Origin of the sequence: Pararobbsia alpina, from assembly GCF_965118125.1 — a bacterium.
GTDB lineage: Bacteria > Pseudomonadota > Gammaproteobacteria > Burkholderiales > Burkholderiaceae > Pararobbsia > Pararobbsia alpina_A.
The window spans coordinates 749318-775447 of record NZ_OZ221287.1 but is presented as its reverse complement, the minus strand read 5'-3'; the positions used below and the strand labels follow the sequence as shown (position 1 = coordinate 775447).

Below are 26130 nucleotides of genomic sequence, written 5' to 3'. Positions count from 1 at the left end.
AACGGCCTTGGGCGGGCCGATCGGCTCGCCGCAAAAGTCGTTATAGTAGCAGGTTTGGCCCCCCCTAAATTCGGCAGGACATGGAACAGATCCGGATCCGTGGCGCTCGCACCCACAATCTGAAAAACGTCAATCTCGACCTGCCGCGGCACAAGCTGGTCGTGATTACCGGTCTGTCGGGATCGGGCAAATCGTCGCTCGCGTTCGACACGCTCTACGCTGAAGGCCAGCGCCGGTACGTCGAAAGCCTGTCGGCCTATGCGCGGCAATTCCTTCAGTTGATGGAAAAACCCGACGTCGATCTCATCGAAGGGCTCTCGCCCGCGATCTCGATCGAGCAGAAGGCCACCTCGCACAACCCGCGCTCGACGGTCGGCACCGTCACCGAAATTCACGACTACCTGCGCCTGCTCTACGCACGCGTGGGCACGCCGTATTGCCCCGATCACCATATTCCGCTGCAGGCGCAAAGCGTCTCGCAGATGGTCGACGCGGTGCTCGCGTTGCCAGAGGAAACGAAGCTGATGATCCTGGCGCCGGCCGTCGCGGGCCGAAAAGGGGAGCATGTCGAACTGTTCGAGGAGATGCAGGCGCAGGGTTTCGTGCGTTTTCGCATCAAATCGGGCGGCGGCACCACGCATGAAGGCGAGGCGCAGGTCTACGAAGTCGATTCGCTGCCCAAGCTCAAGAAGACCGACAAGCACACGATCGACGTCGTCGTCGACCGCCTGCGTGTGCGCGGCGACATGAAGCAGCGCCTCGCCGAATCGTTCGAAACGGCGTTACGCCTTGCAGACGGACGCGCGATTGCGCTCGAAATGGATTCGAACCACGAGCACCTGTTCAGCTCGAAGTTCGCGTGTCCGATCTGCTCGTATTCGCTGCAGGAACTCGAGCCGCGCCTGTTCTCGTTCAACAATCCGATGGGGGCGTGCCCGCACTGCGACGGCCTCGGCCAGATCACGTTCTTCGACCCGAAGCGGGTCGTCGCCCACCCGTCGCTGTCGCTCGCCTCAGGCGCGGTCAAGGGGTGGGACCGCCGCAACCAGTTTTACTTCCAGATGCTGCAGGGCCTCGCCGCGTTCTACGATTTCGATATCGATACGCCGTTCGAGGACCTGTCGGCCGAGACGCGTCAGGTGATCCTGCACGGGTCGGGCAAGCAGACCATCCCGTTCACCTATATGAACGAACGCGGGCGGCCCACGGTCCGCGACCACGCCTTCGAAGGGATCATTCCGAACCTCGAGCGCCGCTATCGCGAAACGGACTCGGCCGCGGTCCGCGAGGAACTCGCCAAGTACCAGAACAACCAGGCCTGCCCCGACTGCGAAGGCACGCGCCTGCGTCGCGAAGCGCGCCATGTGATGCTCGGTGAAGGCGACGAGGCGCGCCCGATCTATTCGATCAGCAACCAGCCGCTGCGCGATGCGCTGAGCTACTTCCTCACGCTGCATCTCGAAGGCTCGAAGCACGAGATCGCCGACAAGGTCGTCAAGGAGATCACGGCGCGCCTGAGCTTCCTGAACAACGTCGGCCTCGACTACCTGTCGCTCGATCGCAGCGCCGATACGCTCTCGGGCGGCGAGGCGCAACGGATCCGGCTCGCGTCGCAGATCGGCTCGGGCCTCACGGGTGTCATGTACGTGCTCGACGAACCGTCGATCGGCCTGCACCAGCGCGACAACGACCGGCTGATCAAGACGCTCATGCATCTGCGCGATCTCGGCAACTCGGTCATCGTGGTCGAGCATGACGAGGACATGATCAACGCGTCGGACCATGTCGTGGATATGGGTCCGGGCGCGGGCGAGCACGGCGGTATCGTCGTCGCCGAGGGCACGCCCACGCAGATCAAGCAGAACCCTGCATCGATGACGGGCCAGTACCTGTCAGGCGAGCGTTCGATCCCGCGCCCGACGAAGCGTAACGAGCCCGACGAGCGCCGGCTCACGATCGTCGAGGCGTATGGCAACAACCTCAAGCACGTCACGCTCGATCTGCCGGTCGGCCTGCTGACCTGCGTGACCGGCGTGTCGGGCTCGGGCAAATCGACGCTGATCAACGACACGCTCTATCACGCGGTCGCACACCATCTGTACGGCTCGGCGACCGAACCGGCGCCGTACGAATCGATCGACGGTCTCGAGCACTTCGACAAGGTCATCAACGTCGACCAGTCGCCGATCGGGCGCACGCCGCGCTCGAATCCGGCAACGTACACGGGTCTGTTCACGCCGATTCGCGAACTCTACGCGGGCGTGCCGGCCGCGAAGGAACGCGGTTATGAAGCCGGGCGCTTCTCGTTCAACGTCAAGGGCGGCCGCTGCGAGGCCTGCCAGGGCGACGGCGTGATCAAGGTCGAAATGCACTTTCTGCCCGACGTCTACGTGCCCTGCGATGTTTGCCACGGCAAACGATACAACCGCGAGACGCTTGAAATTCTCTACAAGGGCAAGAACATTAGTGAGGTGCTCGACCTGACCGTCGAGCAGGCCCATGAGTTTTTCCGGCCGGTGCCGGTGATCGCGCGCAAGCTGAAGACGCTGCTGGAAGTCGGGCTCGGGTATATCCGGCTTGGCCAGTCGGCGACGACGCTGTCGGGCGGCGAAGCGCAGCGCGTGAAGCTTTCGCTGGAACTGTCGAAGCGCGATACCGGTCGCACGCTATATATCCTCGACGAGCCGACGACGGGTTTGCACTTTCACGATATCGCGCTGTTGCTGGAGGTCATTCACAGGCTTCGCGATCAAGGTAATACTGTCGTTATCATCGAGCATAATCTGGACGTGATCAAAACCGCCGACTGGGTCATCGACCTGGGCCCCGAGGGGGGCGCAGGCGGCGGGCAGATCATTGCGCAGGGGACGCCGGAGGTGATCGCGAAGGCCAAGGCAAGTTTTACCGGGCGGTATCTCGCACCGTTGCTCAAGCGCGGCGCGCCCGTGACGAGCGACGACGCGTAGGCAGGACGGCCGGCGACGACCGGCATTGACGGACCAAAACGGGGGGTCCGGCAATTGCTGCGCAATAAAAACAGCAACACAAGCACCTTCCCGACAAGGGAAGGCGCTTCAGGCAAGGCGCGGGCGAGGTTGCCCGCAGGTACGATTGGAATGAACCGGGTGCCCCGGCGGCACCCACGGAGACTACGCGATGTCACGTCAGGCGCAGGATGCCCGCAGAGACAGGCAGGAACGCCCCGCGTCTCAGGAAGGTGACCCCGGGGCGGACATCGTGCGCCCCGGCCCGTCTCCCGAAAGGCGAATGAACGCGCGCCAGCTCAGGTCGATCGTCCGCGAGCAGGCGGATTACACCAAAGTGGAAATCGCGAGCTTCCTGCTCGCCGGCATCGCGCTCGTCGCGATCATGGTGCTGCATCTGCTATCCGGCGTGCTCTCGGCGCTGCTGGTGTTCCAGTTAATCCAGCTCACCAAGCCGCTGCTCGAACGGCGGCTGTCGAGCAAACGCTCGATCTGGATTTCCGTCGTATTACTCTCGGCCGGGATTATCGGGCTGCTCACGATCGCCATTCTCGGCATGATCGAGCACGTCGAGCACGCATTGCCGCATGCGCAGGTGCTGGTCCAGCAACTCGGCAGCATTCTCGACGGCGCACGTGCACGGCTACCCGAGTGGGCGCAGATTTACGTGCCGGCCGACAACGCCGACATGCGCGACAAAGTGATCGAATTCGGCCGTTCGCATATGGTCGATCTCCAGCAGGGCGGGATCAGCGTCGCGCGCACGTTCACGCATATCGTGATCGGCATGATTCTCGGCGCGATGATCGCCATCAGCGTCGCATCATGCCGGCGGGACAAGCTTCCGCTGACGGCCGCGCTCACGACGAGAGCCTCACGGCTCTCCGACGCGTTTCGCCGCATCGTGTTCGCGCAGGTCAAAATCTCGTTTATCAATGCGGTGTTCACGGCAATTTATTTGCTCGTCGCATTGCCGATTTTCCACTCGTATTTGCCGCTGTCGAAAACGCTGGTGTTGCTTGCGTTTATCGCGGGCCTGTTGCCGGTAATCGGCAATCTGATTTCGAATACGGCGATCCTGATTATTTCGCTGTCGGTCGGACTGCCGGTTGCGATCGCATCGTTTGTGTTTCTCGTGGCGATTCACAAGCTCGAATATTTCCTGAACGCGCGCATTATCGGCGGCGAGATCGAGGCGCGTGCGTGGGAACTGTTGCTGGCAATGCTCGTGATGGAGGCGACGTTCGGACTGCCGGGCGTCGTAGCGGCGCCGATTTTCTATGCGTATATCAAGCGCGAGCTGATCGTCGCGCGGCTGGTTTAACGCAGGCTTCCGGGCCGGCGATCCGCTGAAACGCGGTCGCCTTCGGCCCGGGTGCAAACCACCGTTACTTGAACACCACCGTCTTGTGACCGTTGAGCACGATCCGGTGCTCGACGTGCCATTTGACCGCGCGCGCAAGCGTCACGCATTCGACATCGCGGCCGATGGCCGTCAGCTGATCCGGGTCCATGCCGTGATCCACGCGCTCGACTTCCTGCTCGATGATCGGACCTTCGTCGAGATCGCCCGTCACATAGTGCGCCGTCGCGCCAATCAGCTTCACGCCACGATCGAACGCCTGGTAATACGGCTTCGCGCCCTTGAAGCTCGGCAGGAACGAATGGTGAATATTGATCGCGCGGCCCTCTAGCTTCCGGCACAGCGCAGGCGACAGGATTTGCATATAGCGCGCAAGCACGACGAGATCGATATTCTCGGCGTCGATGATCTCAATGATCTTGGCTTCCTGCGCGGCCTTCGCTGCATCCCCCGCCCCTGCGGCCAGCGGGAAATGATGGAACGGGATGTTGTAGCTCGCGGCGAGCTGATAAAAATCCTTGTGGTTCGACACGATCGCGGCAATCTCGATCGGCAACTGATCCGTGCGGTGGCGGAACAGCAAGTCGTTGAGGCAGTGACCGATCTTCGACACCATGATCAGCACGCGTGGCTTGACGTTGGCGTCATGCAATTGCCAGCGCATGCCGAATGTGTCGGCGAGCGCGCCGAAATCGCCACGGAGCTTGTCTTCGCCCGGATCGCCACCGATCTGCTGAAAGTGCACGCGCATGAAGAACTCGCCCGTATAGCGGTCTCCGAATTGCGCCGAGTCAAGAATGTTGGCGCCACGTTCGAACAAAAAGCCCGACACCGCGTGGACAATCCCGGGCCGGTCGGCGCATGAGAGCGTGAGAATAAAGCTGTGTTCAGTCATGGTCATGCGATGGTGTCCTTACGGCGTTGTTCTTACGGCGTTGCTCTTGGATGTTGTTCTTGAGACCGGGCTATTGCGTTCGTCATGTTGCGATCGTGTCGTTGCGCCGGGTTCGTTGCTATACCGGGGCGTTCGAAAGCGCAGCAAGTTCGGCGCGTGCGACCTCACCAAGCGCCCCGTGGCGCGACATCCAGTCGAGCGCGGCAAGGCTCGCGTCGACCGTCATGCGGCCTTGCTGAATCCATTGCAGGACATCGTCGATCGCCGCAAGACGATGATCGGCGACTTCGCCGTCCTGATTTTGCGGCTCGAAATCCGCCCCGACATCGAGGTCGAAAATAAACAGCTGCTCGGCCTGCGTGCCTTCTTCGATTTCCTGGAGCACGTGGATCGTGCCGCCTCGCACCGCGCGTCGCGCGAGCGAATCGGGGATGCCGGACTCCTCCCAGCATTCCTTGATCAGCGTTTCCTCGATGCCGTAGCCCCAGCCGATCCCGCCGCCGACGAGATTGTCGAGCATGCCCGGATCGGTGGCCTTTTGAAGGCTGCGGCGCGCAATCCACATGCGCGTGGTTTCGCGCGCGGCGTCGGAAAGCTGGCCACCTGCGCTACGGAGCGCATCGCCCGCCCCGATGACGTCGCTGACGCCGATGACATCGCCTTCCGACGTGCCGGCCCGACCGAACACCACGCCATTCAGATGCACGGCAAACGTCTGCGTACCGAAGAACCGCGAAGCCGCGCGTTCGATATACGCGAGCGGCGCATCATCGAAGTGATTGCGGATCGCATACGTTTCATCGCGCCACCCGGGAATGCAGCCCTCGGCTGCAAGCGCGCCGATGACCTCTCCAAGCACGCGCGTGCGCGCGTCGACGGTGTCGAACTCCGCCCGCAGCGCGACGCGCGCGTCGTCGATATCGAACACGTGCCGCCACACATCGAGGCGCGCGAGGTCGCTGCGGCGAATCCAGCCCACCCGGATACCCGCGATATCGAACACGACGTGACGCGACGCATCGAAGCGCCGCGCCGCACGGATGCACGGAAACGGGCCGTGTGACACGGCAAGCCGCTGCTCCACACCCACCGCGGCCGTCAAGTTTTGAGTCGCCTGCTCTGCGTCGGACCGCTGACCTGCCATCACTCCCCCGCGAATTCGCAGATCGAGAACACCGGCAAGCCCGCGGCGCGCAAGCGCTCCGAACCACCGAGATCGGGCAGGTCGATCAGCGCGGCGGCTTCAATGACAGTCGCACCGAGCTTCTCGAGCAGGTTCTTGCCCGCGAGCATCGTGCCGCCGGTGGCGATCAGATCGTCGATCAGCACGACGCGATCGCCGGGGTTGCACGCATCGGCGTGGATCTCGACGGTCGCGCTGCCATATTCAAGTTGATACGACTCGCGCACGGTCTTCCACGGCAGTTTGCCGGCCTTGCGAACGGGCACAAAGCCGATATTCAGTTCGTACGCGACGATCGGCCCGATCATGAAGCCGCGGGCGTCGAGCCCGGCGACGTAGTTCAGCTTCGCGTCGAAGTACCGGTCGACGAGCACATCGACAAGCGTGCGCAGGCCTTTCGGGTTCTTGAAAACCGGCGTGATATCGCGGAATTGCACGCCCGGCTCCGGCCAGTCCGGCACGGTGCGCACGAGGCTGCGCACATAGGCGCTCGCCTCACGCGGCGCGAGCGCGGCAGGTCGCGCGCCGGCGCCCTGCGTCTCGTTTTGGGTGACAGGGCCGTTCGAAGACCCGCCTTGAGTCGGCGATTCCGACATGGTGACTCCAGATTTTTGAAAGATCAGACGGTGCTCGGATGGGAACGCCGAATTACCGTCAAACGTTGTTCAGCCTTCGCCAGGGCGTCAGGCAGGCCGCGCAGCACGAGAATGTCGTCCGCGCGCAGCCGGGTGCTCGGATCGGGTTCAACGCCGCGGATGCCATGCCGGCGGATCGCGGTGACGTTGACCCCGAGTTCGTCGAGCGACAAGTCGCCAAGCGTGCGCCCGACTGCATCGGCACTCGCGGGTAGCGAGACCGGCTGCAGGCGTACGCCTTCGCGTTCGTAGTCGTCCTCCTCGTCGTCGGCGCCGTGGAAATAGCCGCGCAGCAGGCTATACCGCGCGTCGCGCATTTCCTCGACTCGCCGCACGACCCTGCGCATCGGCACGCCGACGAGCACGAGTGTATGCGATGCGAGCATCAGGCTACCCTCCACGATCTCGGGGATCACTTCGGTCGCCCCCGCCGCGACGAGCTTTTCCATCTCCGCGTCGTCGACGGTGCGCACGATCACGGGCAACGCAGGCTCAAGCTCATGCACGTGATGCAATACCTTGAGCGCGGAAGGTGTCTCGGCGTAGGTGATCGCCACCGCCGCCGCGCGATGCAACCCCGCCGCCAGCAGCGACTCGCGGCGCGCGGCATCGCCGAACACGACCGACTCGCCCGCCGACGCCGCGGCGCTGACCCGGTCAGGGTCGAGGTCGAGCGCGACGTAGCTGAGCCCTTCCTGTTCGAGCATGCGCGCCAGATTCTGCCCGCAACGGCCGTATCCGCAAATAATGACATGCCCGCTCGTCTTGATCGTCTGCGTCGCGATCCGCGTCATCTGGAGCGATTGTCTCATCCATTCGGTCGACGACAGCCGCATCACGATCCGGTCGGCATTCTGAATCATGAACGGCGCGGCCAGCATCGACAGCAGCATCGCGGCGAGGACTTCGTTGAGCAGCTCGGGCGGCACGAGCTTGTTGCCCGAAATCACATTGAGCATGACGAAGCCGAATTCACCGGCCTGGGCGAGCCCGATACCCGTGCGCATTGCTTCGCCCGAGGTGGCACCGAACAGCCGCGCGAGCGCCGTGATCAGCACTGCCTTGGTCAGCGTCGGCACGATGAAGAACACGAGGACGAGCACGGGGTGCGCGACCAGGATCGACGGGTTCAGCAACATGCCGGTCGTGATGAAGAACAGGCCGAGCAGCACGTCGCGAAACGGCTTGATGTCTTCTTCCACCTGATGCCGGTACGGCGTCTCGGCGATCAGGATCCCCGCGATAAACGCGCCCAGCGCCATCGACAGACCCAGCACCTCGGTCACGAATGCGATGCCGAGCGTGACGAGCAGCAGGTTCAGCATGAACAGTTCTTGCGAGCGCCGGCGGACCACGACGTTGAACCACGGGGTCATCACCCGTTGACCAACCCACAGCAGTAGCGCGAGGGCGCCGACGATCTTGACGGCCGCGAACATCAGCGCCTTCGCGAGCTGCGTCGGATCGTTGCCCAGCGCTTCGAGCACGATCAGCAACGGCACCACGGCGAGATCCTGGAACAGCAGCACGCCGATGATATTGCGACCGTGTGCCGACTCGAGCTCGAGCCGTTCGGCCAGCAACTTGGTCACGATCGCCGTCGACGACATCGCCATCGCGCCGCCGAGCGCCAGACTGGCCTCCCAGCCGAACCGGAAAAAGAAGTTCACGACGAAGCCGCCGGCCATCGACAACAAGATGGTCAGCACGACCTGCGACAAGCCCAGACCGAATACGATGCGACGCATGGCCCGGAGCTTCGCGAACGAAAACTCGAGCCCGATCGAGAACATCAGGAACACGACGCCGAACTCGGCGAGATACTGGACACGCGGCGCGTCGCTGGCAACCCCCAGCGCGTGCGGCCCGATCAGGATGCCGACGACGAGATAGCCGAGAATCGGCGGCAGATTCAGGCTGCGAAACGCAACGACCCCCACCACCGCGGCAGCCAACAGCACGAGCGTCAATTCCAGCGGTGAAGTCATCCGGACTGCTTCTCCAAGTACGTCGATAGGCCGCGACAGCTTGCGCCGCTTGGCTCAGAGGGCTTTGTTATACTCCGCGCATGATAGCGAAAATCAATGGAAATCGGGCCCTGGAGCTCGCTCGCGAGGTGCTCGAGATCGAAGCGGACGCGGTGCGTTCGCTGATAGACCGGCTCGACGACGCCTTCGCCCACGCGGTCCAGGTCCTGCTCGAATGTAAAGGCCGCGTGGTCGTTTCGGGGATCGGAAAATCAGGTCACGTCGCGCGCAAGATCGCAGCGACGTTCGCAAGCACCGGCACCCCGGCTTTTTTTGTGCATCCCGCCGAGGCCAGCCATGGCGATCTCGGCATGGTCACCGCCGACGACGTGTTCATCGCGCTGTCGAATTCGGGCGAAACGGAGGAGCTGCTTAACATCGTGCCGCTGGTCAAGCGCACGGGCTCGCAGCTCATCGCCATCACGGGCAACAGCGGGTCGAGTCTCGCAAAAATCGCCAGCATCCATTTGAATGCCGGCGTCGACAAGGAAGCGTGCCCCAACAACCTCGCACCGACCGCGAGCACCACGGCGGCGCTGGCCTTCGGCGACGCACTCGCGATGGCCGTGCTCGACGCGCGCGGGTTCACTTCGGAAGACTTCGCGCGCTCGCATCCGGGCGGCGCGCTCGGCCGGCGCCTGCTGACCTACGTGCGCGACGTCATGCGCACCGGCGACCAGATCCCGCATGTCGGTCTCGATGCGACCGTCGCACAGGCGCTGCTCGAGATCACCGACAAGCGCATGGGTATGACGGCGATCGTCGATGGCGCGTTCCATGTGGCCGGCATCTTCACCGACGGCGACTTGCGGCGTGTGCTCGCCCGTGACGGCGATTTCCGGCACCTCCCGATCCGGGAAGTCATGACATCGCGTCCGCGTACGATCGGTCCCGACCATCTGGCCGTTGCGGCCGTGGAACTCATGGAGCGCCACCGGATCAATCAGGTGCTCGTCGTCGACGAGAGCAGCGGCAAGCTTATGGGCGCGCTCAATACGATCGACCTGCTCGAAGCCAAGGTAATGTGATGGTCGACCCTATTCAACAAGTTGGTGCCAATGACGCGCCCGGCGGCGATCTCGCCCGGATCACTGCGCTCGCCGCGCAGGTCCAGCTCATGGTGTTCGATGTCGACGGGGTGCTGACCGACGGCCGCCTGTACTACGGCCCGGACGGCGAAGTGCTCAAGACCTTCGACACGCTCGACGGCCATGGCGTCAAGATGCTGCGCAGCGCCGGCGTGCAAACCGCCATCATCACGGGTCGCAGCTCGAAGATCGTCGCGTCGCGTGCGCGCGAACTGGCGATCGATCATGTGTATCAGGGCGTGCACGACAAGACCGTCGCGTTCGCCGAACTGCTGTCGAAGACCGGCGTGAGCGCGCAGGACGCGGGCTATATGGGCGACGACTGGCCCGATCTCGCCGTCATGCTCAAGGCAGGCTTCGCGGCCGTGCCGGCCAATGCGCATATCGAGCTCGTGCGTCGCGCGCACTATGTCACGCAGGCGCGCGGCGGACGTGGCGCCGTTCGCGAGGTCTGCGATCTGATCCTGCGCGCGCGCGGTTACTATGACGCGCTGCTCGAACAAGCCTGCGGAGCATGACGATGGTGCGGCGGATGAACCTTCTGCAGTGGTTGCCTGTGCTCGCGATGGCTGCGATCGCGGGCGGCACCTATTGGCTGCTGCAGGCCAATTTGCCTTCGCTCGCGCATCAGGCCGCGCGGCCGAAGACGCACACCCCCGACTACTTCGCCGATCATTTCTCGATCACGACGCTCGACGAGACCGGTCAGACGCAATACCGGATCAACGCGACGAAGATGACGCACTACGAGGATGACGACAATATCGATGCGGTGCTGCCGTCGATCCGGAGCTTCACGCCGGGCAAGCCTGATGTGACGTCGTACGGCGACACCGGGGTCATCAAGGGCGACGGTTCCATCGTCGATCTCTACGGCAACGCCAAGGTGCTGCGCGACCCGGGCGCGGGCGATCCGGCCATGGCAGCGTATTCCGAGCATTTCCACGTGCTCGTGAACGACGACATCGTGGAAACTGAAAAGCCGGTTAAACTTGTGCGCGGTCAGTCTCTCACGACCGCAAACGGCATGATTTACAACAATGTCACGCGCGAAATGAGGCTGCTCGGCCAGGTCCGCGGCCAGATCGCCGCGTCCGAAACCTTGCCGGGAAGCTCGAAATGACCGGGGCGACTCCTTCCACGCGCGCCCTCAGCAACCGAATCTTCACCGAACAGAATAATTTGACGCGCTCCATGACCTTTCCGCTCGCCCGCCGCTCGGCCTCGCCGCAGCGACTGCTCGCCGCGCTTGCGCTGCTGCTGGCCACGGTGCTGCCGGGCACTGCCGCGCACGCCGAACGCGCGGACCGCGACAAGCCGGTCAATATCGAAGCCGACAACATGACGTATGACGACCTCAAGCAGGTCAACGTCTTCACGGGTCATGTGGTGCTGACCAAGGGCACGATCCTGATCAAGGCCGATCGCGCTGTTGTCACGCAAGACCCGCAAGGCTATCAATACGCCGTGGCGACGATGGACTCGGGCAACCTTGCGTACTTCCGTCAGAAGCGCGACGGGCTCGACGAATATATCGAAGGCAACGCCGACAAGCTCGAATACGACGGCAAGCGCGACTTCACGACCCTCACGGGCCGCGCCGTCGTGCGCCGCCTGCAAGGGCTGTCGAAGGTCATCGACACCGTCAGCGGCAACGTCATCACTTACGACGGCCAGAAGGACTTTTATACGGCGAGTTCGAACAGCGGATCGAGTTCGGGCAGCGGTCGCGTGCGCGCCATGCTCGCCCCGGCGGTCAACAACGGCGCGTCGGCGCCCGCAGGCACAAGCGCACCGGCCTCGCCGAATGCGGCAAGCGGCGCGTCGACAGGCGGCAGCAGCACCAATAGCAACAGCAGCGGCAACGGCGGCAACAGCAGCGGTAGTAGCAACAGTAATAGCAACGGCAACACCACGGCCGCACCGGCCGCGAAGATGCAGGGGACAGACAAGAATTGAACGCGCCTGCCCTTCCCCAACAACCGGCGGCCGGCTCGACGAGTACGCTTAACGTTCGCAATCTTCAGAAGCGCTACGGCGCGCGAACGGTGGTCAAGGATGTGTCGATCGACGTCAAGAGCGGTGAGGTCGTCGGACTGCTCGGCCCGAACGGCGCCGGCAAGACGACGTCGTTCTACATGATCGTCGGGCTGGTCGCGCTGGATCGTGGCGACATCGTGCTCAACGGTCACTCGATCAGCAAGAAGCCGATCCACGAACGCGCTCGCCTCGGCCTGTCGTATCTGCCGCAGGAAGCGTCGGTGTTTCGCAAGCTCACCGCCGAGCAGAACATTCGCGCGGTGCTCGAGCTGCAGGTCGATGCGAACAACAAGCCGCTGACCCAAGACGCCGTCGCATCGCGAGCCGAAGCGCTCATGGAAGAGCTTCAGATCACGCACCTGCGCGACAACGCTGCGTTGTCGCTGTCGGGAGGCGAACGCCGCCGCGTTGAAATCGCACGGGCCCTGGCGACCAATCCGAGCTTCATCCTGCTCGATGAACCGTTCGCCGGCGTCGATCCGATCGCCGTGCTCGAAATCCAGAAGATCGTGCGCTTCCTCAAGGAGCGCAATATCGGCGTGCTGATCACCGACCATAACGTGCGCGAAACGCTCGGTATCTGCGATCACGCGTACATCATCAGCGATGGCAGCGTGCTTGCCGCCGGCGCACCGAAGGACATTATCGAAAACGAACGCGTACGTCGGGTCTATCTCGGCGAGCACTTCCGGATGTGATACGCGTCTCCCTGGCGCGGGCCACTCCCGGAAGTCACGCTCCGGCATAGCCTGCGCTGCCATGCTTTAAACGTCTCGCCCGTGCGCTGCCGAAGCCCGGTTGCGTTGCGTGAGTTCTCCTCCCCGATACACAGACACGCCGCCCCCGACCCGGGGCGACGCGTTCGTCAGCCGCACAGCGCCCGGATCGGCCTCGCGGCATCGTCTACGTGCGCGCAGGCCCACCTGTCATCGATGCGCACGGGAATGATCGGGAATCGTCATACCGAATGCCGCGGGTGCACATGCTTAGTGCCTCGCAATTGCCGCGTCAAGCGCCGTTTCCCCGGCAAATTTCCGAGGTTCCCGCTGCGCGGCAAACTCTCTACAATGAATACGACCGTCATCGCAGGCACCGGCCCGACCGAATGCCGACGCGCTTACTGACGGACCCGCACCCGACATGAAAGCGAGCCTCCAACTTCGTCTCTCGCAGCATCTGGCCTTGACCCCGCAATTGCAGCAGTCCATCCGGCTGCTGCAATTGTCGACGCTCGAACTCCAGCAGGAGGTGGCGACCGCGGTCCAGCAGAACCCGCTGCTCGAGAACGACGAGGACTGGCTGAGCAGCCCGCTGCGCGTGGCGGCCGATGGTTCGGTGCTCGCGTCGCAGCAAAGCGCGCCGCCGACGGCCCCCGAGGCCCCGACCAGTTCGATCCCTTCCGGCGGCAACGGCGAAAGCGAAGAAACGCACGAGCGAAACGGGCTCGACGATTTCAGCAATGGTTCGGGAGACAGTGACTCGCCCTGGAGCCTGGACGACTATTCACGCCCGGGCAGTGCGGCCGACGACGACGATTTGCCTCCGATGCAGCTTCAGGAGTCCGGCACCAGCCTGCGCGATCACCTGAGCGTCCAGCTGCGCCTGACGAGCGCCAGCCCGCGTGACCGTGCGCTCGTGACCTTCCTGATCGAATCGCTCGACGACGATGGCTATCTGTCGATGTCGCTCGACGAGGTCGTTGCGGACCTGCCCGAAGAACTCGAGATCGATACCGACGAAGCGGGCGCCGCGCTGGCGCTGCTTCAGAGTTTCGATCCGCCGGGAGTCGGCGCGCGCTCGGCGTCGGAATGTCTGAAGATCCAGTTGCTGCGCATGGACGACTCGTCGATCCGCGAACTGGCGATCGATATCGTGTCGCAGCATCTCGAACTGCTTGCGGCGCGCGACTTCACGCGCCTGCGCAAGCAGCTCAAGGTCGGCGACGACGACCTGCGCGACGCCCACACGCTGATCCGCTCGCTCGAGCCCTTCCCGGGCGCGGCGTACGGCAAGGCTGAAGCCGACTATGTGGTGCCCGACGTGATCGTGCGCAAGACCAAGGACGGCTGGATCGCCGACCTCAACTCGGACATCGTGCCGAGGCTGCGCATCAATCACCTGTATGCCAACATCCTGCGCAACAATCGCGGCGATCCGGGCAGTGGCTCATTGCGCCAGCAACTCCAGGAAGCCCGCTGGCTGATAAAAAACATCCAGCAACGCTTCGAAACGATATTGAGAGTTGCGCAGGCGATCGTCGATCGGCAGAAGAATTTTTTTGTTCACGGCGAAATCGCCATGCGCCCCTTGGTCTTGCGTGAGATTGCTGATACGCTGGGGCTACACGAATCAACGGTTTCCCGCGTAACGACCGGCAAGTACATGCTGACGCCCTTCGGGACGCTCGAATTCAAGTACTTCTTTGGTTCGCACGTGTCGACCGACACCGGCGGGGCAGCATCCTCGACGGCGATCCGCGCCCTCATCAAGCAACTGATAGGAGCCGAAGAACCGAAGACACCTCTTTCAGACAGCCGCATCGCTGAACTGCTGGCTGAACAGGGTTTCGTGGTCGCCCGCCGCACCGTGGCCAAATATCGAGAAGCCCTGAAGATCCCAGCCGTCAACCTGCGCAAGTCCCTTTAGGCCTGCGACATACCGTTGTGGGCATTTCCCGGCCGCGAACGCATCGCGCGATCCAGGCCGGCCGACGAAGAGCGCGCCTCGACGGGGTTTCCATGCAAGCAAGGCTCGCACGGCATCTCTCACCGGACGTTCTCCGCGCATCCGTGCACGGACATGGCTGCGCGGCTGGCTCAAGCCGACCGACGCTGTGGTCGTACGGAAGTACGCGTAAGCGGCTTTCTGTACGGAGAGCACTATGAACTTGAAGATCAGTGGACACCATCTCGAAGTCACGCCCGCCTTGCGCGAATACGTGACCACCAAGCTGGATCGCGTGCTACGTCACTTTGACCAAGTGATAGAGGCCGCGGTGCTACTGACCGTCGACAATCATAGGGAAAAGGACAAACGCCAGAAGGCAGAAATCAATCTCCACCTCAAAGGCAAGGACATCTTCGTGGAAACATGTGACGAGGATATGTACGCTGCCATTGATCTGCTCATCGACAAACTGGACCGTCAGGTCCTGCGTTACAAGGACAAGCTGCAGGGCTACGCGCATCACGCCATCAAGCATCAGGGCGACACGCTGTCGCCGTCGATCAACGAACAGCCTGCTGCGCTATAGGCGCGATGCACACGTCACGCACGGCGCGGACGTTGTGCTTCAAGCTCAAAACAACGCGTTGATCCGGGACGCTGTTTGAAGGTACCACCGCAGAACATCGTCACGCCGACGCTTCATGAAATCGCCCCGCCTTGCGGGGCGAAGTCGTTTTTGATGCTCGCGTATTCCGCGCGCTGCAACGTCCGGCAGCACAGGGGTTCTGCGGCGCACCATCGCCTGATTGGCTGATCTATAATGTGCCGACTCTTTACGGGGACCCATAGAGCCGGAATACGCGACACGACCCGACATGCTGTTGAACCCTCGCAGGGTTTGAAGCTCGAAATGTCGTGCCGGACGCGCCGCGAGGGCGCGATCCGCCTGCCAATATGAATCGTCTAGCCAAACTCTTACCGCTCGAAAACGTCGTTCTCGGGCTTGCCGTTACAAGCAAAAAGCGTGTATTCGAACAGGCCGGTCTCATTTTTGAGAACCAGCACGGTATCGCACGCAGTATCGTGACCGACAACCTGTTCGCACGGGAGCGCCTCGGCTCGACAGGGCTCGGCGAAGGCGTTGCCATTCCGCACGGCCGGATCAAGGGGCTCAAGCAGCCGCTCGCGGCGTTTGTGCGCCTGGCCGAGCCGATCGCATTCGAATCGCCGGATGGCCAGCCGGTCGGCTTGTTGATCTTCCTGCTCGTGCCCGAGCAGGCGACCCAGCAACATCTGGAAATATTGTCGGAAATCGCGCAATTGCTGTCGGACCGCGACGCGCGGTCGCGATTGACTTCGGAGCCTGATCGGGCGGCTGTCCATCAGCTGATTACCGAGTGGCAGCCTTGATAGACCGACGTACACACTGGCTCGAATTCACCGAACCGGCCGTACTCGGGGTGTCCGGGCGCCAGATGTCACACTTCGACCGCGGCTGATGACCCGGCCCTCCCCACGATCGCGATCATTTCATGGACACGTCTAGCATCAACGCCCAAAGCATCTTCGACGACAACGCCGCGTCGTTGAAACTCAGCTGGCTGACGGGTCATGAGGGTTGGGAACGCGGCTTTTTGCCGGAAACCGTCGCCACGGCCACGTCGAGCGCCGACCTCGTCGGCCACTTGAACCTGATCCACCCGAACCGGATTCAGGTGCTTGGCGAAGCCGAAATCCAGTACTACCAGCGCCAGACCGACGAAGACCGGCGCCGCAATATGGCCGAGCTGATCGCCCTCGAGCCGCCGTTCCTCGTCGTGGCCGGCGGCATCGAAGCACCGCCCGATCTCGTGCTGCGCGCGACACGCTCGTCGACACCGCTGTTCACGACGCCGATGTCGGCCGCAGCGGTCATCGACAGCCTGCGTCTGTACATGTCGCGCATCCTCGCGCCGCGCGCGACGATGCATGGCGTGTTCCTCGATATTCTGGGTGTCGGTGTGCTGCTCACAGGCGATTCCGGGCTCGGTAAAAGCGAACTCGGTCTCGAACTGATTTCGCGTGGCCACGGCCTCGTGGCCGACGATGCCGTCGATTTCGTCCGGCTCGGCCCCGACTTCGTCGAAGGGCGCTGCCCTCCGCTGCTGCAAAACCTGCTTGAAGTCCGCGGCCTTGGCCTGCTCGATATCAAGACGATCTTCGGGGAAACCGCGGTCCGCAGAAAGATGAAGCTCAAGCTCATCGTTCAGCTGGTGCGTCGCCCCGATGGCGAATTCCAGCGCCTCCCCCTGGAATCGCAGACGATCGACGTGCTCGGCCTGCCGATCAGCAAGGTCACGATTCAGGTTGCAGCCGGCCGCAACCTCGCCGTGCTCGTCGAAGCCGCCGTGCGCAACACGATCCTCCAGCTGCGCGGTATCGATACGCTGCGCGATTTCATGGATCGCCAGCGCCTCGCCATGCAGGATCCGGACAGTCAGTTCCCGGGCAAGCTGATCTAGGCAGCACTTCTGACCGCTTGCGATATCGGCATCGCGGGTGCATCTTCTGTTTATCTTCTGTTTCAGCCCGCTACGGCCGCCAGCCCCGCTCGGGGCGGCTCGCCGCGCGATCCGGACCCTGTCCGCGACCGCATTCTGACGGTATGATGGGCAAAACTCTTCATATCCATGCGCATCGTCCTTATCACCGGCATCTCCGGCTCCGGCAAGTCAGTCGCGCTCAACGCGCTCGAAGACGCGGGGTATTACTGCGTCGACAACCTGCCCGCCGGCTTCCTGCCTGAACTGGCGACCTACCTCGCCCGTGAAGGTCAGGAGCGCCTCGCCGTTGCGATCGACGCCCGCTCGGGTACATCGATCGCCGGTTTGCCAGCGATCATTCGCGAGTTACGCACGGCCCACCAGGTCAGCGTGCTGTTTCTCAATGCGAGCACGACCGCGCTGATTCAGCGCTTTTCCGAGACACGGCGCCGCCACCCGCTGTCGGGCGGCAATCCCGAAGTCGGCATCGATTCGCTTGCGGACGCCATCGAGCGCGAGCGCGAACTCGTCGCGGGGCTTGCGGAGCTTGGACACCAGATCGACACCAGCAATCTGCGCGCGAATGCGCTGCGTGCATGGGTCAAGAAATTCGTTGAACACGAGCATGCCGGACTGCTGCTGATGTTCGAATCGTTCGGTTTCAAACGCGGGATCCCGCTCGATGCGGACCTCGTCTTCGACGTGCGGACCCTGCCGAACCCGTATTACGACCATCGCCTGCGGCCGTTGACGGGTCTGGACCGTCCCGTGATCGACTTCCTCGAGGCCGAGCCGGATGTGCTCGAAATGATCGACGATATTTCGTCGTATCTTCACAAGTGGCTGCCGCGTTTTCGTGACGATAACCGCAGCTATCTGACCGTGGGTATCGGCTGCACAGGTGGCCAGCACCGGTCGGTGTACATATCGGAGACGCTGGGTCGGCGCTTTGCAGGCGAAGCGCAAGTCCTGGTCAGGCATCGCGAAATCGCGCCGCCCGACGAACTGAGGAAAATTGCCTGAACCCTTTGCATCACGTTGCGGAGCGCCATGTCATCCATCCTTGCCGACTTGCCGCTGTTCCCGTTGCATACGGTGCTTTTTCCTGACGGCCTGTTGCCGTTGAAGATCTTCGAGGCGCGCTATCTCGATATGATGCGCGACTGCCTGCGTGATCAGGCGCCGTTTGGCGTGTGCATGATCCGCAGCGGCAACGAAGTGGCCCGCCCCGACGAACCCACCGTTCCCGAGCCCGTCGGTTGTCTCGCGCATCTGCTCGATTGCGATGTGCAGGAATACGGGCTTATGCAGATCAAGGTCAAGGGCGGCCACCGCTTTCGGCTACTGTCGACGCGTGTCGAGCCGAGCGGATTGCTGCGCGGCATGGCCGAGCCGATCGGCGAAGATCCGCAACCCGACGGCAACGGCTATCTCGCAGCCCACGCGGCCTGTGCCGAAGTGCTCGAGCGGATCATCAAGGGCGTGGCTGAACGCGATCCGGCCAACGTGCCGTTTCTCGAGCCGTACCGCTTCGACGACCCGATCTGGCTATCGAATCGCCTGGCTGAGATCCTGCCGATCCCGCTTCGCGCGCGGCAGAAGCTGATGGAGATCGAAGACGCGGAAGCGCGTCTCGAGATCGTGCATCACTTCATGCAGCAACATCAGATGCTTTGAGGCGGGCACGCCGCATCCGATCGGGACCTGACCGGAGCGCAAGCGCCGCACGATCTCGACAGGGTGCCGTTGCGCGTGCACGGCTGCTTCGCGCTCCCACCCGATTAAGCGGGGCGCTCCCGGTGTAATCAGAGCAAGGTGCCCGTGAGGCCAGAAAGCAGCTTTTTGACCGGCGCAGGCAGACCAAAGTCTTCGAGATCGGCGAGTTCCACCCAGCGGCCTTCCGAGTCGTCGCGTGAACGCACCTTGATGCTCGACGGCACATCGAGCAGCACCGGCTCGATCTCGAGCCTGAAATGCGTGAAGGTGTGTGACAACGGCGAGAGCGGTTCGAATTCAACGGCCGAATCGCGCACGCCATGGCGTTCGGCTTCGAACGCGAGCGCTGCACTGTCCTGCCCCTCGGGCAAGCTCCAGAGACCACCCCAGATTCCCGTCGGCGGACGGCGCTCGAGCCAGACCGACGGCCCCCGCCGCATGACGAGCATCAAGGTATGGCGCGTCGGCACTTCCTTGCGCGGCCGTGCGACAGGGAGTTCGCGCTGGCGTCCTGTCGCGTTTGCCACGCAATGCGACGCGAACGGACATTGCGCGCAATCGGGCCGCCCGCGCGTGCAAAGTGTCGCGCCGAGATCCATCAACCCTTGCGTGTAGGCATCGATTCCCGTATCGCCGTGCGGCGGCAGCAGTGACTCGGCGAGCTCCCACATCGCATTTTCAATGCGCTTTTCGCCGGGAAAGCCGTCGATGCCGAACACACGCGCAAGAACGCGTTTGACGTTGCCGTCGAGAATCGTCTCACGCGCGCCGAACGAAAAGGCGGCGATTGCCGCCGCCGTCGATCGGCCGATGCCCGGCAGATCCGAGAGCGCTTCGACAGTCTGCGGAAATTCACCGCCATGCTCGCTGACGACGACTTGCGCGCAACGATGCAGATTGCGCGCGCGCGTGTAGTAGCCCAGTCCGGCCCACAGGCTCATCACCTCGTCCGACGGTGCCGCCGCAAGCGCGTGAACGGTTGGAAAACGCTCGAGAAAACGCGTGTAGTACGGAATGACGGTCGAGACCTGCGTCTGCTGCAGCATGATCTCGGAGAGCCACACGCGATAAGCATCGCGGCTCTGCTGCCACGGCAGATCATGCCGCCCATGCTTGCGCTGCCAGGCCACCAGGGTCGGCGCGAACTGTTCGATCAGTTCGCCACGTCCGGCCGCCGGGCCGAGCACATCGGCCATCGCAGTGCGGTTCGTATCCGTGCGGATCGTTTTGGTACGGGGTGTCTTCGCGGGCGTGGTCGGCAAGATCGTCGAAAGCGCTGAGTTAGGGTGAGACGTCGGGTCGGGACGAACATCGGCTCAAACGAGCGACGCGGCGAGCATGACCGTCAATGCTGGCATTGCGGGCAATAAAACGTTGAACGTTGTCCCTGCACGATCTGCCGGATCGGCGTGCCGCAGACCTTGCAGGGTTCGCCGGCGCGATCGTAAACGAAATTATCGAGCTGGAAATAGCCTTGCGCACCGTCGCTGCCGACAAAGTCGCGCAAGGTGCTGCCGCCTTTTGTAATCGCTTCGGCGAGGGTATCGCGAATGGCGTCAGCGAGAATCTCATAGCGGGGTTTGGCAATGCGCCCCGCGGCGCGCGCGGGATGAATGCGCGCGCGAAACAGGCTTTCCGATGCATAGATATTGCCGACGCCAACGACGATATCGCCCGCAAGCAAAGCTTGCTTGATCGATACCGAACGCCCGCGCGTACGGTCAAAAAGCAATTGCGCCGTGAACTCGGGCGAAAACGGCTCGACGCCGAGCGACAGCAACAGAGGATGACCGGTGATGTCACCGTGCTCACGCGAATGCCACAAGACCGCGCCAAAACGGCGCGGATCGCGAAACCTCAGCACGGTTTGCTCGAAGACGATATCGACATGCTCGTGTTTGTCGGGCCGCCGTTCGAGCGCTGCCCGCGGCAGAACCCGCAATGTGCCGGTCATTCCCAGATGCACAATCAGCCAGCCGGCATCGACTTCGATTAAAAGATATTTGCCTCGGCGCTCGACACGCTCCACGCGTTTTCCGCCGACAAGGGCTGTCAAATCGGCCGGAATAGGCCAGCGCAGCATGGGTGTGCGTACATCCACGCGCTCGATCACCTGCTCTGTAATGTGCGGTGATATGCCCCGGCGCGTCACTTCAACTTCCGGCAACTCTGGCATATTGATTGGGTCTGCTGTTCTGAACGGGGTGGGAACGTTGCGCGTTATTTTATCTACCCGCGTTACAATCATTGGAAACCTGGCCCGGATATTTATGGAATTCCTTTTCGCGGACCTTCTCTCGAAGCGGTCGAAACTTCAGCATACCCCCAAGCGAGCACTGACGCGGCTGAGCGTCGCGGCGCTGGCGGCCTTTACTCTCATGGTTTCCGGCGCGCATGCGCAGCCGGCCGACGATGACGACGACAGCGGCCCGACGGTGGTCAACAGTGCGGCAGCTGACGATTCGAAAGACTTGCCCAACGTTGAGCTGTCGGGCGAAATCATGTTCCAGGTGCTGGCAGCGGAAATCGCGCTTCAGCGCGGCGAACCGGCTCCGGCCTACCAGACGTATATCGCGCTCGCGCGCGACACCAAGGATCCGCGCATGGCCAAGCGCGCGGCCGAGATCGCACTGCGCGCGCAAAGCCCGTCCGACGCGCTGACCGCCGCACGCTTGTGGCATCAGTACGCACCCGATTCGGATCCGGCAGCGCAGCTCGATGCATCGTTGCTCGTGCTCAACGGCAAGCTCGACGAAGCGCAGCCGCTGCTGGCCCAGCAGCTCGCCGGGGTGCCTGAAGATCAACGCGTGAGCGCAATCGTCTCGCTCCAGACGCTGATCTCGCGCGGCCCCGACCGCTCGGGCGGCCTCAAGCTGCTGCAAGCGCTGCTCAAGAACGATATGCAACGCCCGGTCGCGCAGCTCGTGATCGCGCGCCAGCAATTGATCGCCGGCGATCAGCCGGGTGCGCGTGCGTCGCTCGAACAGGCGCTCAAGCTCAAGCCCGATTTCGAACCGGCTGCGCTGCTGCTCGCGCAGATGGGTCCGGACGAACGCAAGGAAGCGATCGTTGCGATGGAGAAGGCCGTGGCGGCCAGCCCGACGCGCGACTTGCGCACGACGCTCGCCCAGCTGTATCTCGCCGACGACCAGATCGACAACGCGCGCAAGCAGTTCGAAGCAATGCGTCAGAACGATCCGAAGGATCTCGCACCGTTGCTCGCGCTGGCACTGATCGACTTGCAGCAAAAGCAGTTCGACGAAGCGAGTTCGTATCTGCAGCAATATGCGGCGGGCGCGGAAAAGCAATCGAACAACCTGCGCATCGATGCGGGTCAGGCCTATATCTATCTGGCCGAGATCGAGGTCAATCGCAAGAATTATCCGGCTGCCATCAAGTGGCTCGGCAAGGTCACGGCAGGCAGTCCGCAATATGTCAGCGCGAGAATTACACTTGCGCAAGTGCAAGCGCAGGATGGTGATGTCGAAGGCGGCCGTCGCACGCTCGCCGCGCTGCAATCGCCCGATCCGCGTGATCAGGCAGCGATCGCGCGCGCCGACGCGGGCATCCTGTTCGACGCCAGGCGTTATTCCGATGCGCGTGCGCGACTGAATCAGGCGATCACACAATTCCCTGACGATCCGGATCTGCTCTACGACCGCGCGATGGCGGCTGAAAAGCTCGGTGATTTTGGTCCGATGGAAACCGATCTGCGCAAGCTCATGTCGATGCAGCCGAACAATCCGAATGCGTTCAACGCACTTGGGTATTCGCTTGCGGATCGCAACGAGCGGCTCGCCGAAGCGCAAAAGCTCGTCGAACATGCGACGGCGCTGTCGCCACGTGATGCGTTCATCATGGACAGCCTCGGCTGGGTCAAATACCGCCAGGGCGACAAGGACCAGGCCATCACGTTGCTGCGCCGTGCGTACCAGATTCAGCCCAACGCGGAAATCGGCGCGCATCTCGGCGAAGTGCTCTGGGTCACCGGACATCAGGATGAAGCCAAGCAGGCCTGGCATGATGCCCTCAAGCTCGAGCCCGACAACGAGACCGTGCTCAACACGCTCAAGCACTTCGACGTGACCAACCCCTGATCCTCTTCTGATGCGAGCTCTTTCGTTCTGTTCGGCCGCCAGCGTGGCGGCCCTCGCCTTATTGCTCGGCGCGTGCGCGCAGGCGCCGGTCAAACCGGAAACACCTGGCCAGGCCGAGGTCACCGCACGCACACAGATCGACTACACCGGTCGATTCGCGATCAAGTACAACGACCAGAACGGCACGGAAAAGAACGCGTACGGCAATTTCACGTGGCATCAGGATGGTGAAACGGTCAGCGTCGAGCTCAAGAGCCCGCTGGGTCAGACGCTCGCCGTGATCGAATCGGCGCCGGCAAGCGCGACGCTCGAGTTGCCCAACCGTGCGCCCCAGACGGCCGCGAGGGTCGATGACCTCATGCATGACGCGCTCGGCTTCTCGTTGCCGGTGTCGAACCTGCGCTACTGGCTTGTGCCCATGCCGGCACCGACCTCGAAGGCGACCACGGACATCGATCCGAAAAATCGCCGTATCAAGGAACTGAAGCAGGACGGATGGACGGTGGACTACTACGAGTACACCGACGACAACAACGTCAAGCGGATGAACCTCACGCGCGAAGAACCACCTCTCGCGATCCGGATCGTGATAGACCGATAGGCGTGCGGTGAGTCCGGCGTTGCCCGCTCAAGGCCTTCGTAGTTCGAGTCGGTCATGCTGCGCGACGCCGCTCGCACTGCGCCCTTTGCATCCTTTGCACCCTGCGGCTCGCATCGGTGAACTGCCGGCTTCACGCGAATCTTTTTTTGTCTTGCTTTGCCGTCCTACCGTATGACCACTACCCTGCGCGATTGCCCTGCTCCGGCGAAACTGAATCTGTTCCTGCACATCACGGGACGACGTCCCGATGGCTATCATCAGTTGCAGACGGTGTTTCAGTTGATCGACTGGGGCGACGTCCTGCACTTCAATCGTCGCGACGATGGGGCGATCCATCGCGTCAACGATATTCCGAACGTCCCTGAAGATACCGACCTGACCGTGCGCGCGGCACGCATGCTACAGGCGCATACCGGCACGCATTTCGGCGCCGATATCGAAATCGACAAACGTCTGCCGATGGGCGGCGGCATTGGCGGCGGAAGCTCCGATGCGGCGACGACGCTGCTCGCGCTCAATCATCTGTGGGACACGCGCGTGTCGCGCGAGGATCTGCAAAAAATTGCCCTCAAGCTTGGCGCCGATGTGCCGTTCTTCATCTTTGGAAGAAATGCATTTGCTGGGGGTGTCGGAGAAGAGCTGGAAGCAGTAGAATTGCCGGCTCGGCACTTTCTGGTGATTGTGCCGAACGCGCAGGTTCCGACTGTCGAAATATTTTCAGATCCGGAATTGACACGCGACACTGAAGTCGTCACAATGACGGACTTTCTTGCAGAGCACGGCAGCAAGGCGGGTTGGCCAGATACTTACGGCCGAAACGACATGCAAACAGTGGCTGCAAAAAAGTACGCGGAAGTTGCGAAAGTGCTCGATTGGTTGGATATAATCGCGGCCTCGCGCATGACGGGTTCCGGGGCGTGTGTGTTTGCAGCGTTCCCCAGTCAGGCAGCAGCACTCGAAGCGCAAGCTAAAGTGCCGTCGGATTGGAAGAGTGTTGTAACGGCAAGCCTGCAGCGTCACCCGCTGTATAGCTTCGCGTCATAAGTTTTTGCTTCGCCGGACGCCTACAGTCCGACGAGCTATCGGTTAGTGTAGGGGAGTCGCCAAGTTGGTTAAGGCACCGGATTTTGATTCCGGCATTCGAGGGTTCGAGTCCTTCCTCCCCTGCCAAATATCTCGCTTTTGCCAAAGTCCGCGTCCGGTCGCTCCATCGCGTAGGGCGTCATTTGCAGGTACATGATGAGCAGCGACGGCCTGATGGTTTTCACTGGCAATGCCAACCCTGGCCTTGCTCAGGAAGTGACCCAAACTCTCGGCATCTCGCTTGGCAAAGCGATGGTCAGCCGTTTCTCTGACGGCGAGATCCAGGTCGAAATCCAGGAAAATGTTCGCGGCAAGGACGTCTTCGTCCTTCAGTCCACTTGCGCGCCGACGAACGACACGCTGATGGAACTGATGATCATGGTCGACGCACTCAAGCGTGCATCGGCAGGTCGTATCACCGCAGCGATTCCGTACTTCGGTTATGCACGCCAGGATCGCCGTCCGCGTTCCGCTCGCGTGGCCATCTCCGCGAAGGTCGTCGCGAACATGCTGCAGATCGCCGGCGTCGATCGCGTGATCACGATGGATCTGCATGCGGACCAGATTCAAGGTTTCTTCGACATTCCTGTCGACAATATCTACGCAACGCCGATCCTGCTGCAGGACTTGCGCAAGCAGAACCACGACAACCTGCTCGTGGTTTCGCCGGACATCGGTGGCGTGGTGCGTGCCCGAGCGCTTGCAAAGCAGCTGAACACGGACCTCGCGATTATCGACAAGCGCCGCCCGAAGGCGAATGTCGCGGAAGTCATGAACATCATCGGTGATGTCGCCGGTCGTCAATGCGTGATCATGGACGATATGGTCGACACCGCCGGTACGCTGTGCAAGGCCGCACAGGTGCTGAAAGACCGCGGTGCATTGAGCGTGTTCGCGTATGCGACGCACCCCGTTCTGTCGGGTGGTGCGGCAGCGCGCCTGACGGCGTCGGTGCTCGACGAGCTGGTCGTGACCGACACGATTCCGCTCAGCGATGAATCACTTAACTGCGCGAAGATCCGCACGTTGTCGAGCGCACCGCTGCTCGCCGAAACGTTCAAGCGGATTCGCAGCGGCGAATCGGTCATGTCGTTGTTTGCCGAGCACGCGGTCTGAACGAAGTTTGAGTTTGAATCGGACTGCTGAAGTTCAGGCAGTTCGCGGAATTTGCCGGTACGCGTCCGTACCGGGAATCGAAGCGACGCATACGGCGTCGCTTTCGTTGTTTT

General features: G+C 62.5%; 22 protein-coding genes, 1 tRNA gene and 1 pseudogene. 18 read left to right on the top strand and 6 right to left on the bottom strand.

Annotated features, from left to right (window positions below; translation table 11 throughout):
- The first annotated feature begins 80 nt into the window (after positions 1-80).
- The gene (uvrA, locus tag ACMFWR_RS03265; RefSeq protein WP_413193601.1) at positions 81-2966 is read left to right on the top strand and encodes an excinuclease ABC subunit UvrA; all 2886 of its coding nucleotides are present in this window, start codon (positions 81-83) and stop codon (positions 2964-2966) included.
- 271 nt (positions 2967-3237) lie between these two features.
- Positions 3238-4308, top strand: a complete 1071-nt coding sequence (locus ACMFWR_RS03260; protein ID WP_413194763.1) for an AI-2E family transporter — start codon at positions 3238-3240, stop codon at positions 4306-4308.
- Between the two features lie 64 nt (positions 4309-4372).
- On the opposite strand, the gene purU is transcribed toward ACMFWR_RS03260, so the two are convergent.
- From purU to ACMFWR_RS03240, 4 genes are all read right to left on the bottom strand, one after another.
- Positions 4373-5248, bottom strand: a complete 876-nt coding sequence (gene purU / locus ACMFWR_RS03255) for a formyltetrahydrofolate deformylase (protein WP_413193600.1) — start codon at positions 5246-5248, stop codon at positions 4373-4375.
- 112 nt (positions 5249-5360) lie between these two features.
- Positions 5361-6386 (bottom strand): DUF4743 domain-containing protein, encoded by a 1026-nt coding sequence (locus ACMFWR_RS03250; RefSeq protein WP_413193599.1) that lies wholly within the window; start codon positions 6384-6386, stop codon positions 5361-5363.
- Positions 6386-7021, bottom strand: a complete 636-nt coding sequence (locus tag ACMFWR_RS03245; protein WP_413193598.1) for an adenine phosphoribosyltransferase — start codon at positions 7019-7021, stop codon at positions 6386-6388. Before ACMFWR_RS03245 ends, ACMFWR_RS03250 begins: the two co-directional genes overlap by 1 nt.
- A gap of 23 nt (positions 7022-7044) precedes the next feature.
- Positions 7045-9048, bottom strand: a complete 2004-nt coding sequence (locus ACMFWR_RS03240; RefSeq protein WP_413193597.1) for a cation:proton antiporter — start codon at positions 9046-9048, stop codon at positions 7045-7047.
- Between the two features lie 80 nt (positions 9049-9128).
- Between ACMFWR_RS03240 and ACMFWR_RS03235 the strand changes: the two genes are divergently transcribed.
- The 11 genes and pseudogenes from ACMFWR_RS03235 (at position 9129) to ACMFWR_RS03185 (ending at position 19081) form a co-directional block, all read left to right on the top strand.
- Complete coding sequence (locus tag ACMFWR_RS03235) at positions 9129-10115, top strand: KpsF/GutQ family sugar-phosphate isomerase (RefSeq protein ID WP_413193596.1); 987 nt, start codon at positions 9129-9131, stop codon at positions 10113-10115.
- Between the two features lie 89 nt (positions 10116-10204).
- Positions 10205-10693 carry a KdsC family phosphatase gene (locus ACMFWR_RS03230; protein ID WP_413194762.1) on the top strand — a complete coding sequence of 163 codons (489 nt, stop codon included), beginning with the start codon at positions 10205-10207 and terminating at the stop codon, positions 10691-10693.
- A 14-nt stretch (positions 10694-10707) separates the two neighbouring features.
- Positions 10708-11298, top strand: a complete 591-nt coding sequence (lptC, locus tag ACMFWR_RS03225) for an LPS export ABC transporter periplasmic protein LptC (protein ID WP_413193595.1) — start codon at positions 10708-10710, stop codon at positions 11296-11298.
- Positions 11299-11369: 71 nt separating this feature from the next.
- Positions 11370-11984: pseudogene (lptA, locus tag ACMFWR_RS03220) on the top strand (lipopolysaccharide transport periplasmic protein LptA); the annotation flags it as partial.
- A 146-nt stretch (positions 11985-12130) separates the two neighbouring features.
- Complete coding sequence (gene lptB / locus ACMFWR_RS03215) at positions 12131-12913, top strand: LPS export ABC transporter ATP-binding protein (protein WP_413193594.1); 783 nt, start codon at positions 12131-12133, stop codon at positions 12911-12913.
- 442 nt (positions 12914-13355) lie between these two features.
- Entirely contained in the window at positions 13356-14861 is a 1506-nt protein-coding gene (locus tag ACMFWR_RS03210) for an RNA polymerase factor sigma-54 (RefSeq protein ID WP_413193593.1), read from the top strand.
- Between the two features lie 235 nt (positions 14862-15096).
- Positions 15097-15468: a ribosome hibernation-promoting factor, HPF/YfiA family gene (hpf, locus tag ACMFWR_RS03205; protein WP_413193592.1), complete on the top strand. Its 372-nt coding sequence runs from the start codon at positions 15097-15099 to the stop codon at positions 15466-15468.
- A gap of 368 nt (positions 15469-15836) precedes the next feature.
- Complete coding sequence (gene ptsN, locus ACMFWR_RS03200; protein ID WP_413193591.1) at positions 15837-16292, top strand: PTS IIA-like nitrogen regulatory protein PtsN; 456 nt, start codon at positions 15837-15839, stop codon at positions 16290-16292.
- A 122-nt stretch (positions 16293-16414) separates the two neighbouring features.
- Positions 16415-17383 (top strand): HPr(Ser) kinase/phosphatase, encoded by a 969-nt coding sequence (hprK, locus tag ACMFWR_RS03195; RefSeq protein ID WP_413193590.1) that lies wholly within the window; start codon positions 16415-16417, stop codon positions 17381-17383.
- A 168-nt stretch (positions 17384-17551) separates the two neighbouring features.
- Entirely contained in the window at positions 17552-18427 is an 876-nt protein-coding gene (gene rapZ, locus ACMFWR_RS03190; protein ID WP_413193589.1) for an RNase adapter RapZ, read from the top strand.
- 27 nt (positions 18428-18454) lie between these two features.
- Positions 18455-19081 (top strand): LON peptidase substrate-binding domain-containing protein, encoded by a 627-nt coding sequence (locus tag ACMFWR_RS03185; protein ID WP_413193588.1) that lies wholly within the window; start codon positions 18455-18457, stop codon positions 19079-19081.
- 128 nt (positions 19082-19209) lie between these two features.
- Here the strand turns inward: ACMFWR_RS03185 and mutY are convergent, their stop codons facing one another.
- Both mutY and mutM read right to left on the bottom strand, forming a co-directional pair.
- Entirely contained in the window at positions 19210-20316 is a 1107-nt protein-coding gene (gene mutY / locus ACMFWR_RS03180) for an A/G-specific adenine glycosylase (protein WP_413194761.1), read from the bottom strand.
- 149 nt (positions 20317-20465) lie between these two features.
- Entirely contained in the window at positions 20466-21296 is an 831-nt protein-coding gene (gene mutM / locus ACMFWR_RS03175) for a bifunctional DNA-formamidopyrimidine glycosylase/DNA-(apurinic or apyrimidinic site) lyase (RefSeq protein ID WP_413193587.1), read from the bottom strand.
- Between the two features lie 94 nt (positions 21297-21390).
- Between mutM and ACMFWR_RS03170 the strand changes: the two genes are divergently transcribed.
- The 5 genes from ACMFWR_RS03170 to ACMFWR_RS03150 all read left to right on the top strand — a co-directional run bounded on the left by ACMFWR_RS03170 (position 21391) and on the right by ACMFWR_RS03150 (position 26017).
- Positions 21391-23217: a tetratricopeptide repeat protein gene (locus ACMFWR_RS03170; RefSeq protein ID WP_413193586.1), complete on the top strand. Its 1827-nt coding sequence runs from the start codon at positions 21391-21393 to the stop codon at positions 23215-23217.
- A gap of 10 nt (positions 23218-23227) precedes the next feature.
- Positions 23228-23818, top strand: coding sequence for a lipoprotein insertase outer membrane protein LolB (lolB, locus tag ACMFWR_RS03165; protein ID WP_413193585.1), 591 nt, complete (start codon positions 23228-23230; stop codon positions 23816-23818).
- A gap of 171 nt (positions 23819-23989) precedes the next feature.
- Complete coding sequence (gene ispE / locus ACMFWR_RS03160; protein WP_413193584.1) at positions 23990-24862, top strand: 4-(cytidine 5'-diphospho)-2-C-methyl-D-erythritol kinase; 873 nt, start codon at positions 23990-23992, stop codon at positions 24860-24862.
- 49 nt (positions 24863-24911) lie between these two features.
- Positions 24912-24988 (top strand) — tRNA-Gln (locus tag ACMFWR_RS03155).
- Positions 24989-25057: 69 nt separating this feature from the next.
- The gene (locus tag ACMFWR_RS03150) at positions 25058-26017 is read left to right on the top strand and encodes a ribose-phosphate pyrophosphokinase (protein WP_413194760.1); all 960 of its coding nucleotides are present in this window, start codon (positions 25058-25060) and stop codon (positions 26015-26017) included.
- The last annotated feature ends 113 nt before the right edge of the window (positions 26018-26130 follow it).